The sequence below is a fragment of the Qipengyuania benthica genome, from assembly GCF_030717865.1.
Classification (GTDB): Bacteria; Pseudomonadota; Alphaproteobacteria; order Sphingomonadales; family Sphingomonadaceae; genus Qipengyuania; species Qipengyuania benthica.
The window spans coordinates 251,313-265,523 of record NZ_JAVAIL010000003.1 but is presented as its reverse complement, the minus strand read 5'-3'; the positions used below and the strand labels follow the sequence as shown (position 1 = coordinate 265,523).

At 64.5% G+C, this 14,211-nt stretch carries 13 protein-coding genes; 9 read left to right on the top strand and 4 right to left on the bottom strand.

Annotation, left to right across the window (positions count from 1 at the left end):
* Positions 1–263 precede the first annotated feature (263 nt).
* Positions 264–1,175 (bottom strand): DMT family transporter, encoded by a 912-nt coding sequence (locus Q9K01_RS10190; RefSeq protein ID WP_305930142.1) that lies wholly within the window; start codon positions 1,173–1,175, stop codon positions 264–266.
* Positions 1,176–1,425: 250 nt separating this feature from the next.
* On the opposite strand from Q9K01_RS10190, the gene Q9K01_RS10185 reads away from it, so the two are divergent.
* The 3 genes from Q9K01_RS10185 to Q9K01_RS10175 all read left to right on the top strand — a co-directional run bounded on the left by Q9K01_RS10185 (position 1,426) and on the right by Q9K01_RS10175 (position 6,988).
* Entirely contained in the window at positions 1,426–3,921 is a 2,496-nt protein-coding gene (locus Q9K01_RS10185; protein ID WP_305930141.1) for a TonB-dependent receptor domain-containing protein, read from the top strand.
* A 93-nt stretch (positions 3,922–4,014) separates the two neighbouring features.
* Positions 4,015–5,835 (top strand): methyl-accepting chemotaxis protein, encoded by a 1,821-nt coding sequence (locus Q9K01_RS10180; RefSeq protein ID WP_305930140.1) that lies wholly within the window; start codon positions 4,015–4,017, stop codon positions 5,833–5,835.
* A gap of 88 nt (positions 5,836–5,923) precedes the next feature.
* Positions 5,924–6,988, top strand: a complete 1,065-nt coding sequence (locus Q9K01_RS10175; protein ID WP_305930139.1) for a DUF2332 domain-containing protein — start codon at positions 5,924–5,926, stop codon at positions 6,986–6,988.
* Positions 6,989–7,137: 149 nt separating this feature from the next.
* On the opposite strand, the gene Q9K01_RS10170 is transcribed toward Q9K01_RS10175, so the two are convergent.
* The 3 genes from Q9K01_RS10170 to Q9K01_RS10160 all read right to left on the bottom strand — a co-directional run bounded on the left by Q9K01_RS10170 (position 7,138) and on the right by Q9K01_RS10160 (position 8,768).
* Positions 7,138–7,638, bottom strand: a complete 501-nt coding sequence (locus Q9K01_RS10170; protein WP_305930138.1) for an MgtC/SapB family protein — start codon at positions 7,636–7,638, stop codon at positions 7,138–7,140.
* A 135-nt stretch (positions 7,639–7,773) separates the two neighbouring features.
* A complete protein-coding gene (locus tag Q9K01_RS10165; protein ID WP_305930137.1) occupies positions 7,774–8,112 on the bottom strand; it encodes an ArsR/SmtB family transcription factor in 339 nt (112 codons plus the stop codon).
* Positions 8,109–8,768 (bottom strand): peroxiredoxin, encoded by a 660-nt coding sequence (locus Q9K01_RS10160; protein ID WP_305930136.1) that lies wholly within the window; start codon positions 8,766–8,768, stop codon positions 8,109–8,111. The genes Q9K01_RS10165 and Q9K01_RS10160 overlap by 4 nt, the downstream gene beginning before the upstream one ends.
* A gap of 73 nt (positions 8,769–8,841) precedes the next feature.
* On the opposite strand from Q9K01_RS10160, the gene Q9K01_RS10155 reads away from it, so the two are divergent.
* Genes Q9K01_RS10155 through Q9K01_RS10130 form a run of 6 tightly spaced genes read left to right on the top strand, consistent with a single transcriptional unit; the run spans position 8,842 to position 14,123 of the window.
* On the top strand, positions 8,842–9,771 hold the full coding sequence (locus tag Q9K01_RS10155; protein ID WP_305930135.1) for an MBL fold metallo-hydrolase: 930 nt from the start codon (positions 8,842–8,844) through the stop codon (positions 9,769–9,771).
* Positions 9,768–10,214 (top strand): YeeE/YedE family protein, encoded by a 447-nt coding sequence (locus Q9K01_RS10150; protein ID WP_305930134.1) that lies wholly within the window; start codon positions 9,768–9,770, stop codon positions 10,212–10,214. Before Q9K01_RS10155 ends, Q9K01_RS10150 begins: the two co-directional genes overlap by 4 nt.
* Positions 10,214–10,633 (top strand): DUF6691 family protein, encoded by a 420-nt coding sequence (locus tag Q9K01_RS10145; RefSeq protein WP_305930133.1) that lies wholly within the window; start codon positions 10,214–10,216, stop codon positions 10,631–10,633. Before Q9K01_RS10150 ends, Q9K01_RS10145 begins: the two co-directional genes overlap by 1 nt.
* Positions 10,630–11,043: a protein tyrosine phosphatase family protein gene (locus Q9K01_RS10140; protein ID WP_305930132.1), complete on the top strand. Its 414-nt coding sequence runs from the start codon at positions 10,630–10,632 to the stop codon at positions 11,041–11,043. The genes Q9K01_RS10145 and Q9K01_RS10140 overlap by 4 nt, the downstream gene beginning before the upstream one ends.
* Before the next feature lie 24 nt (positions 11,044–11,067).
* Positions 11,068–12,300: an NAD(P)/FAD-dependent oxidoreductase gene (locus tag Q9K01_RS10135; protein ID WP_305930131.1), complete on the top strand. Its 1,233-nt coding sequence runs from the start codon at positions 11,068–11,070 to the stop codon at positions 12,298–12,300.
* Positions 12,264–14,123, top strand: a complete 1,860-nt coding sequence (locus tag Q9K01_RS10130; RefSeq protein ID WP_305930130.1) for a SulP family inorganic anion transporter — start codon at positions 12,264–12,266, stop codon at positions 14,121–14,123. The genes Q9K01_RS10135 and Q9K01_RS10130 overlap by 37 nt, the downstream gene beginning before the upstream one ends.
* Positions 14,124–14,211: the final 88 nt, after the last annotated feature.

Sequence of the window (14,211 nt, the reverse complement as noted above, 5' to 3'; positions counted from 1 at the left end):
GCACAAGCGGCACTTCCGTCCATCGCGGAGGACGGCGATCGGGGCCGGTAGTGCGAATTTCTATCATGCGGCCCATCCCATGGCCCGAACGAGCGATGCTGCCCTCCATGGTTTTCCGCGCCGCGGGAGAATACCGCCTCCATCATCGCAGATCTGACGTGCGGCTCTTTGTCCGAGAACCGCTGACCGATGGCAGCGGATAGAGACCGTCTGCACTGAAATGCTCGCTTGCGTCGAGCTTTGAATAGCCCGGGCGAGCAGCGCTATGGACCAGTCGGCGCAGCGGCAATCCGCTCCCGATGCAGGACGCGTTCGCGCCAGGCGGTGAAAAGTCCGCTGCCGCTTATGATTAGGGCGCCTGCAAGCGTGTTCACCGTGGGCACCGTCGCAAGCAGAGCCCAGCCCAGAACGACCGCCCCGACGATCTGGAGGTAGTCGAAAGGGGCCAGCACAGACACGGGCGCGGACTGGAGCGAGGCGGTCATGGTGATCTGCATCAGGCCACCGGCCACTCCGGCGGCTGCCAGCAGGGCGATGGTCTCAGCATCGTGAACGCGACCGAAAAGCGGCAGGAGAACGAGACCCACGATCGCTGAGCCCGCGAAGAACCAGAAGACGATGGCGGCGACATGCTCGGTCTCTCGCATCTGGCGCAGCGCAATAGTGACGCCGGCAGTGCCCAATGCGGCAAATAGGCCCACAACCACTCCCGCTATCGGCAGCGCGCTTCCGCCAGCCCCTCCCGGGCGCATGATCACGACCACGCCGAGCAAGCCGCAAACCAGCGCCAACCCGCGACGCCAGCCGACGTGCTCGCGGAGCAGGAGCCATGACAGCAGGGTGGCGAAAATCGGCATTGTGAAGCTGATCGTAGCGGCCTCCGCCAAAGGCAGCATCACAAGCGCCTGCAAGCTGCACAGGATCGAGAGTATCCCGAGGGCCGTCCGCCCGAGATGCGCAAGCGGTCGCTGTGTGGACAGAGCGCCCACACCTCCGGTGGCAAATACCCACAAGAGCACCACCGGCAGGCCGAAAAGCGCCCGGTAGAACATCATCTCCGGAGCGACCACGCCCTGTTCCGATGCAAGCTTGAGCAAGGCCGCCGTCGCCGAGAAAAAACCCGCCGAGGCTATTCGGAGGCCGATTCCTCGGGCTACGTTTTCCTGCTCGAGCAAAGAAACATCGGTCGTCATCGACGGAGCGCTTGGTTCGGGCCGGACATAGGTTCGCGAGCTTTCGTGCGCTCCAGGAGGGGAATGTGAGCGCGCAGCGAGTGGGCTGGGGGAGTGCACCTAGAAGCGGAGGATTGCTGAAGGGTTAACAAGAACTTACGCCGCGCAGAGGGATTTTTAAATTTTCGCGTCCCGACCCGCCCCGAGGATATGATCCTATAACTTCCCTACAATCCAATTGTCAGGGAAAACGATGAAAACCACCTACCTCCTTCTGGCGGCGGCGCCGTTCGCGCTGTTCGCATCCGATGCATTCGCTCAGGCCGCCACGACCGGGGAGGATTCCAGCGAAGACCAGAAGCCGCGCCAAGTGTTCTCCACCGGTGTGGCCAAGGGCCGCGACGTCCTCGATGCGGCCATTTCGACCAGTGCGCTCAGCGCCGAGGAAATCCAGGAACTGGGCGCGAACTCGGTCGCCGAGATCGTCCGCAATATTCCGGGCGTTCGCGTCGAAGCCGCTGGCGGCGTCGCCAACAACAGCTACACGATCCGCGGCCTGCCGCTGGCCTCGACGGGTTCCAAATATCTGCAGTTCCAGGAAGACGGCCTGCCCGTCCTGGAATTCGGCGACCTTTCGTTCCTGGGCGCCGATGTGTTCATCCGCAGCGACCTTAATCTGGCAGCGGTGGAAGCGATCCGCGGCGGCTCGTCCTCGACCTTTGCTTCGAATTCGCCCGGCGGCGTCATCAACTTCATCTCGAAGACCGGCGAAGTCGAAGGCGGCGCCATCCAGGCATCGACCGGGATCGACCATGATCTTTACCGGCTCGACTTCGACTACGGCGGCCGGATCAGCCCGACGCTTCGCTTCCATGTCGGCGGCTTCTATCGCGAAGGCGAAGGCCCGCGCGAGACCGGCTTCACCGCCTATCGCGGCGGCCAGATCAAGGCGAACATCACCAAGGAATTCGCCGGCGGCTATGTTCGTCTGCACGGCAAATATCTCGATGATCGCGTGCCCACCTACCTGCAGGCGCCAATCCGCGTCACCGGGACCAATGAAAACCCCACCTTCGAGACGCTGCCGAATTTCGACCTCAGCAGCGATGCACTCCTCTCGCCCAACGTCGCCAATTTCGTGTCGCTGGACGGCGAGAACAATCTCGCACGCTACGACGTGCGCAATGGCGTTCATCCGGTGGTGAAGGCGATCGGACTGGAATCCAAGTTCGACATCGGCGAATGGACGGTCACCGAGCGCTTCCGCTACGCCGATATTTCGGGCGAGTTGTTCCAGAACTTCCCGCTCACGATTGCGCCCGCTTCGGCTATCGGCAGATCGCTCGGCGGTCCGGGTGCACAGCTCAGCTATGCTAGCGGCCCCAATGCAGGCCAGGCGATCACCGACCCGGCGGCACTGAACGGCAACGGTTTGCTGGCGATTTCGCTGTTCGAGAACTTCCGCCTGAACAGCGTCGACAATATGTCCAACGATCTGCGTGCCAGCCGCGTATGGGATCTTGGTGGCGGCAAGCTGACCTTCACCGCAGGCTTCTACAAGTCGCGTCAGGAGGTTCAGACGGACTGGCTGTTCAATTCGGTCGTGACCGATGTGCGTGGTGGCGGCGAATTGTCGCTGATCGATGTGACCACGGCGACGGGAATTTCCCAGACGCAGGAAGGCGTGTTCGCCTATAGCGCCGGGGTCGTTGCCGACGCGTACCGTCGCAAGTACGACGTCGCCTTCAGCACCAATGCGCCTTATGGCTCGCTGAACTACCACATCGGCAAGGTCGCGATCGGCGCGAGTGTGCGGTTCAACAGCGGTAGCGCCCAGGGCTCGGTCTTCGGATCCGAGCTGGGAGGCGGCCGTATCGGGACGCAGCCCTACGACATCGACGGAAACGGCGTGATCTCGCCTGCCGAGAGCCGCACCGCCGTAATCCCGCTGACCACTCCGGCACCCGTCGATTTCGACTATGATTTCGTCAGCTATTCGGGCGGCATCAACTATCGGATTTCCGAGCCGCTGGCGGTGTTCGCCCGCTACAGCCGCGGTGGCCGCGCTGCTGCTGACCGCATCCTGTTCAGCCCGGCGGTCGATCCCGTGAGCGGCGGTCTGACGGATCCGTCCGACGCCTACGACATCGTCAAGCAGGCCGAGGGTGGCGTCAAATATCGCCAGGCGGACCTGACGCTCAACCTCACCGCCTTCTGGGCCAAGACCGACGAACGCAATCTGCAGATCAATGCGCGGCCCGATGGCACCACGCAGGTGGAGCGGATCTTCCGCACTTATCGTGCCTATGGGCTCGAGGCGGAGGCCGCCTATCAGCGCGGTCCGTTCAGCGTCACCGCGGGGGCCACCTATACCAACGCCTCGATCGTCGACGATGAGTTCAACGCGGCGGTGATCGGCAACACGCCGCGGCACCAGCCGGATCTCATCTTCCAGGTGACGCCGCAGTTCGAGACCGAACGGTTCACGATCGGTGCCAACTTCGTCGGTACGACCGAGAGCTTCGCCCAGGACACCAACCAGCTACGCCTGCCGGGCTACACGCTGGTGAACGGCTTCGCCCAGCTGCGTCTCAACGACAGGGTGCAGCTGGCGCTGGTCGGGAACAATCTGTTCGACAAGCTTGCGCTCACCGACGTCACCCAAGGGGCAATCCCGGCCGGCGGCCTCGTCACCGCGCGTGCGCTGAATGGCCGGACGGTGACCGCTTCGGTTCGTCTCTCCTTCTAACGGGTCCGGTGCCGGGGCGCATTGCGCGCTCCGGCACCGGTGCCGACAGTCCCTACGAAAAGACCCACCGAGAGGCGAACAGTGCTGAAATCTATGAGAATTCCGAGGAAGCTGGGGCTTTCCTTTCTGGCGATCTGCGCAACCGCGGCGATCGTGATGCTGGTGTTCTTCGTCAATATCTCGTCGATCCGCAGCGCCACGGATGAAAACAATCTGAGCCAGTCGATCTACGCCAAGGCGCTCGCACTGGAAACCGCTCTGCTCCGCCAGAACAGCCAGATGCGGGGTTTCATCGTGACCGGCGATGAAGCCTACCTAAAATCCTATTACGAAGGGCGCGACGATTACGACCGTACCTCGGTCGAACTCGAAGAGATCCTGACCGATCCGGCGATGGAAGCGGCTCTCCTGACAAGCCGGGAAGAAACGCTCAAATGGCGCCAGGATTGGAGCGATCGGCTGATCGCCATGGTCCAGGCCGGTCGGCGCGACGAAGCCGCCGCCGATGCACGCAGCGCCGGAAAGGCGGTGCTGACCAGCGCGGCAGTGCTGCCCTTGCGCGACATCAAAGACGCCGAAACCGCGCGCATAGAACAGAACAGCGCGAGCCAGGAAGCGGCGATCGCCTCCGCGCTCGTCGCGCTGATCCTGGGAGCTGTCGCGCTGATCGGCATCGCCATTACCCTGGCGATAGTCCTGACGCGATTGATCGCACGCCCGGTGACGGACCTGACACGGACGATGTCCGATCTTGCCGCAGGCAAGAACGATGTGGATGTTCCCGATACCGACCGCGGAGACGAACTCGGCGACATGGCGCGGGCGGTTCTCGTGTTCCGCGATGCAGCGGTGGCCAAGCACGCCACCGATCTGGCGAGCGCGAAGGCCGAGGCAGAGCAGAAGATGGTCGTCGAGACCATTTCCGAACGTCTCTCGGAACTCGCCGGAGGCAATCTCACGGTCAAGATCGATCAGGAGTTTCCCGCGAGCTATACCGCGGTCAAGACCAACTTCAACGACGCGGTGAACGCCCTGCGCGGGCTGATCGGCTCGGTCATGGACACAACCTCGAGCATCCGCACCGGATCGGACGAGATTGCCCAGGCCTCGGAGGATCTGGCGCGCCGAACCGAAGCCAACGCGGCCAGTCTCGAACAGACCGCTGCCGCCGTTACCCAGATGGACGAACGCCTCAAGGCCACGGCCACGGCGGCCACCAGCACGGTCCAGCGCGCCGACGAGGCCATCGGCACCGTCACGCAGGGGCGTACCACCGCGGATCGGGCGGTCGAAGCGATGAGCCGCGTCGGGGAAAGCGCAAAGGGCATCGACAGCGTCATCGAAGGCCTCGACAAGATCGCCTTCCAGACGCGGGTCCTGGCGATGAACGCCGCCGTGGAAGCGGGTCGGGCCGGCGAGGCGGGACGGGGGTTCGCCGTGGTCGCCGACCTCGTCAGCGCGCTGGCCATGCGCTCCGAAGAGGAGGCCGCACGTGCCCGCGATCAGCTCACCGCGACGCAGAGCGATGTTACCGCTGCGGTGGAGATGGTTCAGAAGGTCGATGGTGCGCTGGAGGACATCTCCGGCGATGTCGCGGAGGTTCATGAATTGCTCGCCCGCATCGCCACCGACAATCAGGCGCAGTCGACGGCGATCACACAGATCAGCGCGGCGATCGGCAGCATGGATCAGGCGACCCAGCAGAATGCGGCGATGGTAGAGCAGACCTCTGCCGCGGCACGCAATCTCGCCGGCGAAGTCGAGGGCCTCACGAAGCAGGCACGGGCGTTCAACGTCGGCGCTGGGACATCGCCTCGCCCGATCCCGGCAAATTACAACGGGAGCAAGAGAACCCTGCTGCCGCCGGTGGCCGTCGCGAACGCGAATCCCGGCAACGACTGGCAGGAATTCTGATTGGCGGCGGCTTGCCTGCCGCGATCGACCCGAGCTTGAGAAGATCACCTCGCGCCGTCTGCTTCGCAAGATGGCCGAAGGGAGGAATATGACTGCGCATTTTGAGGGCAGCAACGAGTTGTCCCGTCAGGCGTCCATCGCGCGGACGTTGGGCTCACCATTCGTTGCGGCGGTGCTGGAAGCAGGCGAGCGCCAGCTTGCATCGGCACCGCGAACGGCCACGCTGATCCAGTCCTGGCCGGGCGACCGGGCGGCGGCGGCACTGGGGATGCGGTTCAACGCGGCGATCCACGCTCTTGCCCGGCGTGGGCGCCATCACGCGCTGAGTTCCCTGTATCGGCACCAGCATCACGACTTCGACGGCGCGCTCGCTGCAGCCATGGCGGCGGAAGACGAGTTCATCGCGACCTGGATGCGCCACCCGCCGCAGACCAACGAGGTGTGCCGCGCCGGCGCCATCATGGCTGCCTTGGCGGTGGCGCAAGATACCTTCGGCTTGCCTTTCGAACTGCTCGAGCTTGGCTCCAGCGCCGGTCTCAACCTCAATCTCGCGCATTATGGCTATCACCTCGGCGGGGTGGCGGCCGGTGCGCCGGATTCTCCCGTCAGGATCGATCCCGAGTGGCACGGCCCCCCGCCGCCTGCCTCCGGCGTGCAGGTACTGGCGGCGCGCGGCGTCGATCTCAGCCCGCTCGATACCTCCGACGAAGCCACGCGCGAGCGGCTCCTTTCCTTCGTCTTTGCAGATCAGCCGAGCCGCGCCGAGCGTCTTCGCGCTGCGTTGACGATCGCGCGACGCCATCCGCCGCGCGTCGATCGCGCAAACGCTCTCACCTGGCTCACGGAGCGACTGAACGAACCGCAGCCGTCGGGACGCTGCCGCGCCGTCTTTCACTCGATGCTGCTCCAATATCTGACCGTTGACGAGCGCCTGGCGGTCGAACGAACGGTCGTCGCAGCGGGCGAGCGGGCCGACATCGAACGACCGCTGGTCCGGATCAGCTTCGAATGGACCGAAGCGCGCGAAGAGGTCCAGCTGCGCCTAACCTGCTGGCCGAGCGGAGAGAGCCGACTGCTGGCGATCTGTCACCCCTATGGGGCGTGGATCGACTGGCGTCTCGGCCGATCGGAACCGCTTCAGCCGGCGGCGTAGAGCCTCCTTCGTACCGGGACGACGTTCCGAAGGCGTCGGACCGGGAATCGGCGGCGGCGGGTCCGCAACTGCAACTCCTCGCCGAGGTTATCGGCCGCATCGTGGCGAGGCGAGTCCGCTTTCCATGGGCCATGAAGAGCGCGAGGGGCTCACGCGTGCTCTTGCCGCGCCTCCCCCTTGTCGGAACTACCCTCGTCGTCGCCCTCTTTCAGGGGCCCGATATGCTTGATCGGCGCCATGATCCAGAGCGTGGCTACGGTCACCACCGACAGCATCACGGCAACATCCAGACTCCCGAGAGCGACCGAAGCGCCGATGGCACCGGTTATCCACAAACTCGCCGCTGTCGCAGTGCCCTTTACCGAATCCTTCAGCCTGAGGATTGCCCCGCCTCCGATGAAGCCCATTCCGGTGATCAGCCCCTCGACGATGCGCGCCATCGCTTCGGGAGTGTCGGCGGTCAGCGATTCGGCCGCCTGTATGAAGCCGCAACTGGCGACGGCGACCAGCGGGAAGGTCCTCAATCCGGCACTTCGCTCGGTCTTTTCGCGGTTCCAGCCGATGGGAAAGGCGAGAATATAGGCCAGACCGATCGCGACCAGGTGGGGCAAGACGTCGAAATCGTCCCGGCCAAGAAATTGTTCGAGCATCGGCATCCTCCGTTCCGTCGCGGCTGGCGACAGATTCTTCAGCTTCTTCGGTAGCTTACCCGATCCGCTGGATCGACTGCAAAGTCGGATCGAGGGCGCGCCGAGATACACACCGGCCAGGACACACCTCAAGTATCACCCCAGCCGGGCGAAATTGGCCACTCCCTGGGCTGCTTTCCGTTTCTCGCTGCCGGACGCCTCGCTTCGTCCACCCAGACCGCCGAACGCAACCGACAAAGCCTCCAGCTTCGCTTCGTCGATCCGGTAGAAGACCAGTTTCGCTTCTTTGCGGGTCGTCACCAGCCCGGCCTTGCGCAAGACGGCGAGCTGCTGAGACAGGGTCGGCTGCCCGATCTCGGCTTGCGCATCGATCTCCCCCACGTTGCGCTCCGCGCCCGACAATGCACGCAAGATCCGCAACCGGACGGGATGGGCGGCCGCCTTGAGGCTCGCCACGAGTTCGTCCTCGGTCACTGCGACGGAGCCCCCGGGGTTTCCTTCAGGAACCATTCGGTCTGCTCCCTGGCTCCGAATACGTCGTCCAGCGTGGCGGCCGGCTGGCGCAAGAGGTTCTGGCCCCGCTCCCAATTGGCGGGCGCAAGCACGGGTCCGCTATCGACCGCCTGCAATGCATCCAGGGTCCGCAGGATTTCCGGCGTCGAGCGGCCGACATTTGCCGGGTAGCAGGTCATCGCCCGGATGACCCCTTCCGGATCGATGAAGAAGGTGGAGCGGACCGTACCGCTGTCGTTGTCATGCGGCGCGACCATCCCGTAGCCGCGACAGATGACAAGCGTCGGATCCTCGACGATCGGGAAGCGCACTTCGATGTCGAAGCGATCGCGGATCATCCGCAGCCACGCGAAATGCGAGAACAGGCTGTCGACCGACAGCGCCATCAAGGCGCAATCGCGCTGCTCGAAGAGATCCGCCGATCGGGCGAGGGCGACGAATTCGGTCGTGCAGACCGGAGTGAAGTCCGCCGGGTGCGAAAACAATATCAGCCAGCGGCCGCGATAATCCGACAGGCGCAGATCGCCGGTGGTGCTGCGGGCGGAAAAGTCCGGCGCAAAATCGCCGATCCGCAGGCCTGCGCAGGGCGCTTCGCGTTCATCGCTGTTCTCGTTCATCCCGTACGCATAGCACTTGACATGTTAAACGCAATACATATAAACAGTTTATGTAATTGAATGGAGAACGGATATGTCGGACGACAAGGCGCTTGCTCAGGCCTCCGCTCAGATCGCTCGCGCACGGGCCGATCGGTGTCTGCGCCCCTCGATAGCGGGCTTTTTCGACGAAGCCACCAACACGATATCCTATGTCGTGCACGATCCGAAAACCGCCGAGGCGGCGATCATCGACTCGGTGCTCGACTTCGAGGCGGCTTCGGGGCGGACATCGAACGGATCGGCCGACCGCATCATCGAATACGTCAATTCGAAAAAGCTGAAAGTGACTTGGCTGATCGAGACTCATGCCCATGCGGATCACATCTCGGCCGCTCCCTATCTGCAGGAGAAGCTGGGCGGAAAACTGGCGATCGGCCGCGACATCATCCGGGTGCAGGAAGTCTTCGGCAAGCTCTTCAACGCGGGAACCGATTTCGAGCGCGACGGCTCGCAGTTCGACAAGCTGTTCGAGGATGGCGAAACCTTCAAGGTCGGCGAGCTGGAAGGAATAGCGCTCCACGTGCCCGGCCACACTCCGGCCGATATGGCCTTCATCATCGGCGACGCCGCTTTCGTCGGAGACACCATCTTCATGCCCGACTTCGGGACGGCCCGTGCCGATTTCCCGGGGGGCGACGCGAGCCAGCTGTTCCGCTCGATCCGGCGCCTGCTCTCGCTTCCCGATGAAACGCGGCTGTTCCTGTGCCACGATTACAAGGCGCCGGGCCGCGACGAATACGCCTGGGAAACGACGGTCGGGCAGCAGCGCGAAGGCAATGTCCACGTCAAGGATGGCGTGACCGAGGAGGAGTTCGTCGCAATGCGTAGCGCCCGCGACAAGACGCTGGCGATGCCCAACCTCATCATGCCCTCGGTGCAGGTGAATATTCGCGGCGGGCGGCTGCCCGATCCCGAAGAAAACGGCGTCAGCTACATCAAGATACCGGTCAACGCGGTATGACCCTGGCGGGCTATCCGGATGCAGCGCCGCTCGCCGGGCTGGCGGGCGGCGTGCTCATCGGCCTTGCCGCCGCGCTGATGCTGCTGGCGCTGGGTCGGATCGCCGGGGTTTCGGGGCTGGCCGCGAAGGCGGTCGGCCTCGGCGGCAGCGGTATTGCGCGCAGCGGAGCCTGGCTGTTCGTGCTCGGCCTGCCGCTCGGCGCGCTGGTCGTGGTGCTCCTGTCGGGCGGGATGGCCGCGAGCTTCGCCAGTCCGCTGACCCTCGCCATTGCCGGGCTGCTGGTCGGGATCGGTACCCGCCTGGGGAGTGGGTGCACCAGCGGGCACGGCGTTTGCGGTGTCAGTCGCCTGTCCACCCGGTCGATCGTCGCCACGGCGATCTTCATGGCGGCGGGCATCGCGACGGTCGCCGCCATGAACGCCCTCGGGCTGGAGGTGCTGTGATGCGCAGCGCGATTGTATCGCTCGTGTCCGGCACGCTGTTCGGAGCCGGTCTGGCGCTTGGCGGAATGACCAATCCTGCGCGGGTGCGGGGGTTCCTCGATCTGTTCGGAGATTGGGATCCCACGCTTGCCTTCGTGATGGGCGGAGCGATGATCGTCATGGCCATCGCCTGGCGCCTGGTGCCACGCATGGCAGAGCCGCTCCTTGCGACGCAGTTCCATCTTCCGACCCGATCCGACCTGACGCCGCGCCTGCTCGGCGGTTCCGCACTGTTCGGGATCGGCTGGGGGATTGCGGGTCTGTGTCCCGGACCGGGGATTGCCGCCCTCGTCGTCGAACCCGCCGCCGCCGCGATTTTCGTCGCTGCAATGTTGGCAGGAATGGCTGGCGTGACGGTTTTCGAAAGGGTCAGAGCATGAATTTCACCCAGGTTGCGGACAGGTTCGCGGTTGCACCGCAGCTGCGCCCGGAAGAGCTGCAGGCTGTCGCCGACGCGGGTTTCGACACCATCATCTGCAATCGTCCCGATGCAGAGGAACCGGGTCAGCCGCCCGCCGGGACCATGCGCGAGGCAGCGCAGGCCGCTGGTCTTTGCTTCCACCACATCCCCGTTTCCGGCGGCGAATTTCCGCCTTCCGCCGTCGCGGCATTCGCCGAGGCTTGCGAGCGGGCGGAGGGCAAGGTGCTGGCATATTGCCGCACCGGCACCCGCTCGATCACCCTCCACGCCCTCGCGAATACCGAGGAGCTGAGCGCGGACGAACGCATCGGGCGAGCGCAGCGGGCAGGCTACGACCTGTCTTCGATGCGTGGCCGATTGGGCGAGTAACCAACAAGAGCCGGAGAGTTCGTCATGGCACAAAGACTGAACCACGAGGTCGTCATCATCGGCGGGGGATCCGCCGGGATCGCGACCGCTTCTTCGATGCTGAAAAGGCGCCCCTTGTTGGACTTCGCGATCGTCGAGCCGAGCGAGGACCATTATTACCAGCCGGGCTGGACGATGGTGGGCGGCGGCGTGTTCGAAGCGGCGGTCACACGGCGTCCGACCGCGAGTGTGATGCCGAAGCAGGCCCATTGGATCCGACAGGCCGCGGCATCGTTCCAGCCCGAAAGCAGCCAAGTCACTCTCGTCGATGGCAGCACCGTCACCTACAAGATCCTGATCGTCGCCCCCGGCATACGTCTGGCGTGGGAAAGGATCGAAGGGATCGAGGAAACACTCGGTCGCAATGGAGTGACCTCGAATTACCGCTTCGATCTGGCACCCTACACCTGGGAGCTGGTCCGCGGTCTCAAATCGGGCCGCGCGATTTTCAGCCAGCCGCCAATGCCGATCAAATGCGCGGGCGCGCCGCAGAAGGCGATGTATCTTTCGTGCGACGCATGGCTCGACCGTGGCGTCCTGAACGACATCGATGTCGAATTTCGCAATGCGGGCGGCGTGCTGTTCGGGGTCAAGGAATATGTCCCTGCGCTGATGGAATATGTCGAAAAATACGGCATCGACCTGAAGCTTAACCAGACGCTGATCGCGGTCGATGGACCCGATCGCAAAGCGACGTTCAAGACCGAGGCGGGGGAGGAAACGGTCGAGTTCGACATGCTCCACGCCGTGCCGCCCCAGGTCGCACCGCAATTCGTGGCGGACAGTCCGCTGGCGAACCCGGAGAGCGGCTTCGTCGATATCGACAAGTTCACCCTGCAGCATGTCCGCTATCCGAACGTTTTCGGCGTCGGCGATGCCGGCTCCACTCCGAATGCCAAGACCGCCGCAGCGGTGCGCAAGCAGGCGCCGATCGTGGCGGTGAATGCGCTTGCCGCTCTCGATGGCGGACAACCCGGCGCCGACTACGATGGCTACGGCTCCTGCCCGCTGACCGTGGAGCGCGGCAAGATCGTGCTTGCCGAATTCGGCTATGACGGGAAGCTGCTGCCCACCTTTCCCGAATGGATGATCGACGGCACGCGTCCGCGCAAGCTGAGCTGGTTGCTGAAGTCGGAAGCTCTGCCCTGGATCTACTGGAATGGCATGCTCAAGGGGCGTGAGTGGCTGGTCAAGCCGCGCGTGAGGGCTGCCGCCTGATGGCTGCGAGCGATCCCGACGCGGGCGCGGCTCGCGTCGATACCGCGGGGCAGGGCAGGCGCACCGGCCTGCTGTCGCAATACCTCCCGATCCTCCAATGGGGCCGGACCTACAACGGCACGGTCCTGACCAACGATCTGGTCGCGGCGATCATCGTCACGATCATGCTGATCCCGCAGAGCCTCGCCTATGCGCTGCTGGCGGGGCTGCCGCCGGTGGTCGGCCTTTACGCGTCGATCCTCCCGCTGGTCGCCTACGCCGTTTTCGGCACCAGCCGTACGCTGGCGGTCGGGCCGGTTGCGGTTGTGTCCTTGATGACGGCGAGCGCGGCGGGCGCAGTGGCGGCGCAAGGCACCGAGCTTTATCTCGAGGCGGCGATAACGCTTGCGGCCCTTTCCGGCGTGATGCTGGCCGTGCTCGGCCTGCTCAGGATGGGCTTCCTCGCCAATCTGCTGTCCCACCCCGTCATCAGCGGGTTCATCAGCGCCAGCGGAATCCTGATCGCGACCAGCCAGCTCAAACACATTCTGGGAGTGTCGGCGCGCGGCGACACCTGGCCCGAGATGCTCGGCGAACTGGCCTCCGGGATCGATACGATCAATCCATGGACGGTGGCGGTGGGCGTGCCCGCAACCCTGTTCCTGTTCTGGGTTCGCAAGGGATTGAAGCCGGCGCTCGTCCAGGTCGGGCTGAGCCCTCGCGCAGCCGATATCGCCGCCAAGGCCGGACCGGTGGTGGCGGTGATCCTCACGATCGTTGCGGTCATCATGTTCGATCTCGGCGCGCGGGGTGTGAACCTCGTCGGGGCGATCCCCCAGGGCCTGCCGCCATTTGCGGTGCCTTCGACCGATCTCGAGCTGATCGGGCGGCTTTGGGTGCCGGCGCTGCTCATCTCGATCATCGGCTTCGTCGAGAGCGTTTCGGTGGCGCAGACCCTTGCTGCCAAGCGGCGCCAGCGGATCGCTCCGAACCAGGAGCTGATCGGTCTGGGTGCAGCGAACGTCGCCAGCGCGTTTTCGGGCGGCTACCCGGTCACCGGCGGCTTCGCCCGTTCGGTGGTCAATTTCGATGCGGGGGCAGAGACCCCGGCGGCGGGAGCCTACACCGCGGTAGGGATTGCGCTTGCCGGCCTGTTCCTGACGCCCCTGCTGTTCAGCCTGCCGATCGCAACGCTGGCCGCCACGATCATCGTCGCCGTGCTGAGCCTGGTCGATCTCAAGACACCGGGTCAGCTCTGGCGCTATTCGAAAGCGGATTTTGCCGCCCATTTCGTCACCATCGTCATCACCCTGCTTGCCGGAGTGGAGCTGGGCGTGATCGCCGGGGTGGCGGTCGGTCTGCTGCTTTACCTGTGGCGTGCAAGCCGTCCCCATGCCGCGATCGTGGGCCGCGTTCCCGAGACCGAGCATTTCCGCAACGTGGAGCGGCACAAGGTTTTCACCGTGCCCCACGTCCTCTCGATCCGCATCGACGAGAGCCTGACCTATCTCAACGCCCGCTGGCTGGAAGAATACGTGCTGGAGGAAGTCGCCGACCGGCCCGCGGTTCGCCACGTGATCCTGATGTGCAGCGCGGTGAACGAGATCGACGCTTCGGGCCTCGAGAGCCTGGAAGCGATCAACCACCGCATGGCCGATGGCGGAATCGGCCTCCACCTGTCCGAGGTGAAGGGGCCGGTGATGGACCGGCTGAAGCGGACGCACTTCGTCGACGAGCTCAACGGCAAGGTCTTTATGTCGCAGAACCGCGCCTTCCGCGAACTCGCTGCCAATGGCGGACCGCCGGGAGATCCCATCGCCGACATGGCCAGGGGCATGATCTGAGATCGACGACCGGGCAGGGCACAAACCGTCGCCGCACACGTTGGTCGCATGAGGAGCATCCGCTCCAGGCAGGTGGCGCCTCATTTTC

Coding starts and splice junctions, on each gene's coding strand:
- Q9K01_RS10185 (WP_305930141.1), top strand. CDS start 1,426: ATGAAAACCACCTACCTCCTTCTGGCGGCGGCGCCGTTCGCGCTGTTC.
- Q9K01_RS10180 (WP_305930140.1), top strand. CDS start 4,015: ATGAGAATTCCGAGGAAGCTGGGGCTTTCCTTTCTGGCGATCTGCGCA.
- Q9K01_RS10175 (WP_305930139.1), top strand. CDS start 5,924: ATGACTGCGCATTTTGAGGGCAGCAACGAGTTGTCCCGTCAGGCGTCC.
- Q9K01_RS10170 (WP_305930138.1), bottom strand. CDS start 7,638: ATGCTCGAACAATTTCTTGGCCGGGACGATTTCGACGTCTTGCCCCAC.
- Q9K01_RS10160 (WP_305930136.1), bottom strand. CDS start 8,768: ATGAACGAGAACAGCGATGAACGCGAAGCGCCCTGCGCAGGCCTGCGG.
- Q9K01_RS10155 (WP_305930135.1), top strand. CDS start 8,842: ATGTCGGACGACAAGGCGCTTGCTCAGGCCTCCGCTCAGATCGCTCGC.
- Q9K01_RS10150 (WP_305930134.1), top strand. CDS start 9,768: ATGACCCTGGCGGGCTATCCGGATGCAGCGCCGCTCGCCGGGCTGGCG.
- Q9K01_RS10145 (WP_305930133.1), top strand. CDS start 10,214: ATGCGCAGCGCGATTGTATCGCTCGTGTCCGGCACGCTGTTCGGAGCC.
- Q9K01_RS10140 (WP_305930132.1), top strand. CDS start 10,630: ATGAATTTCACCCAGGTTGCGGACAGGTTCGCGGTTGCACCGCAGCTG.
- Q9K01_RS10135 (WP_305930131.1), top strand. CDS start 11,068: ATGGCACAAAGACTGAACCACGAGGTCGTCATCATCGGCGGGGGATCC.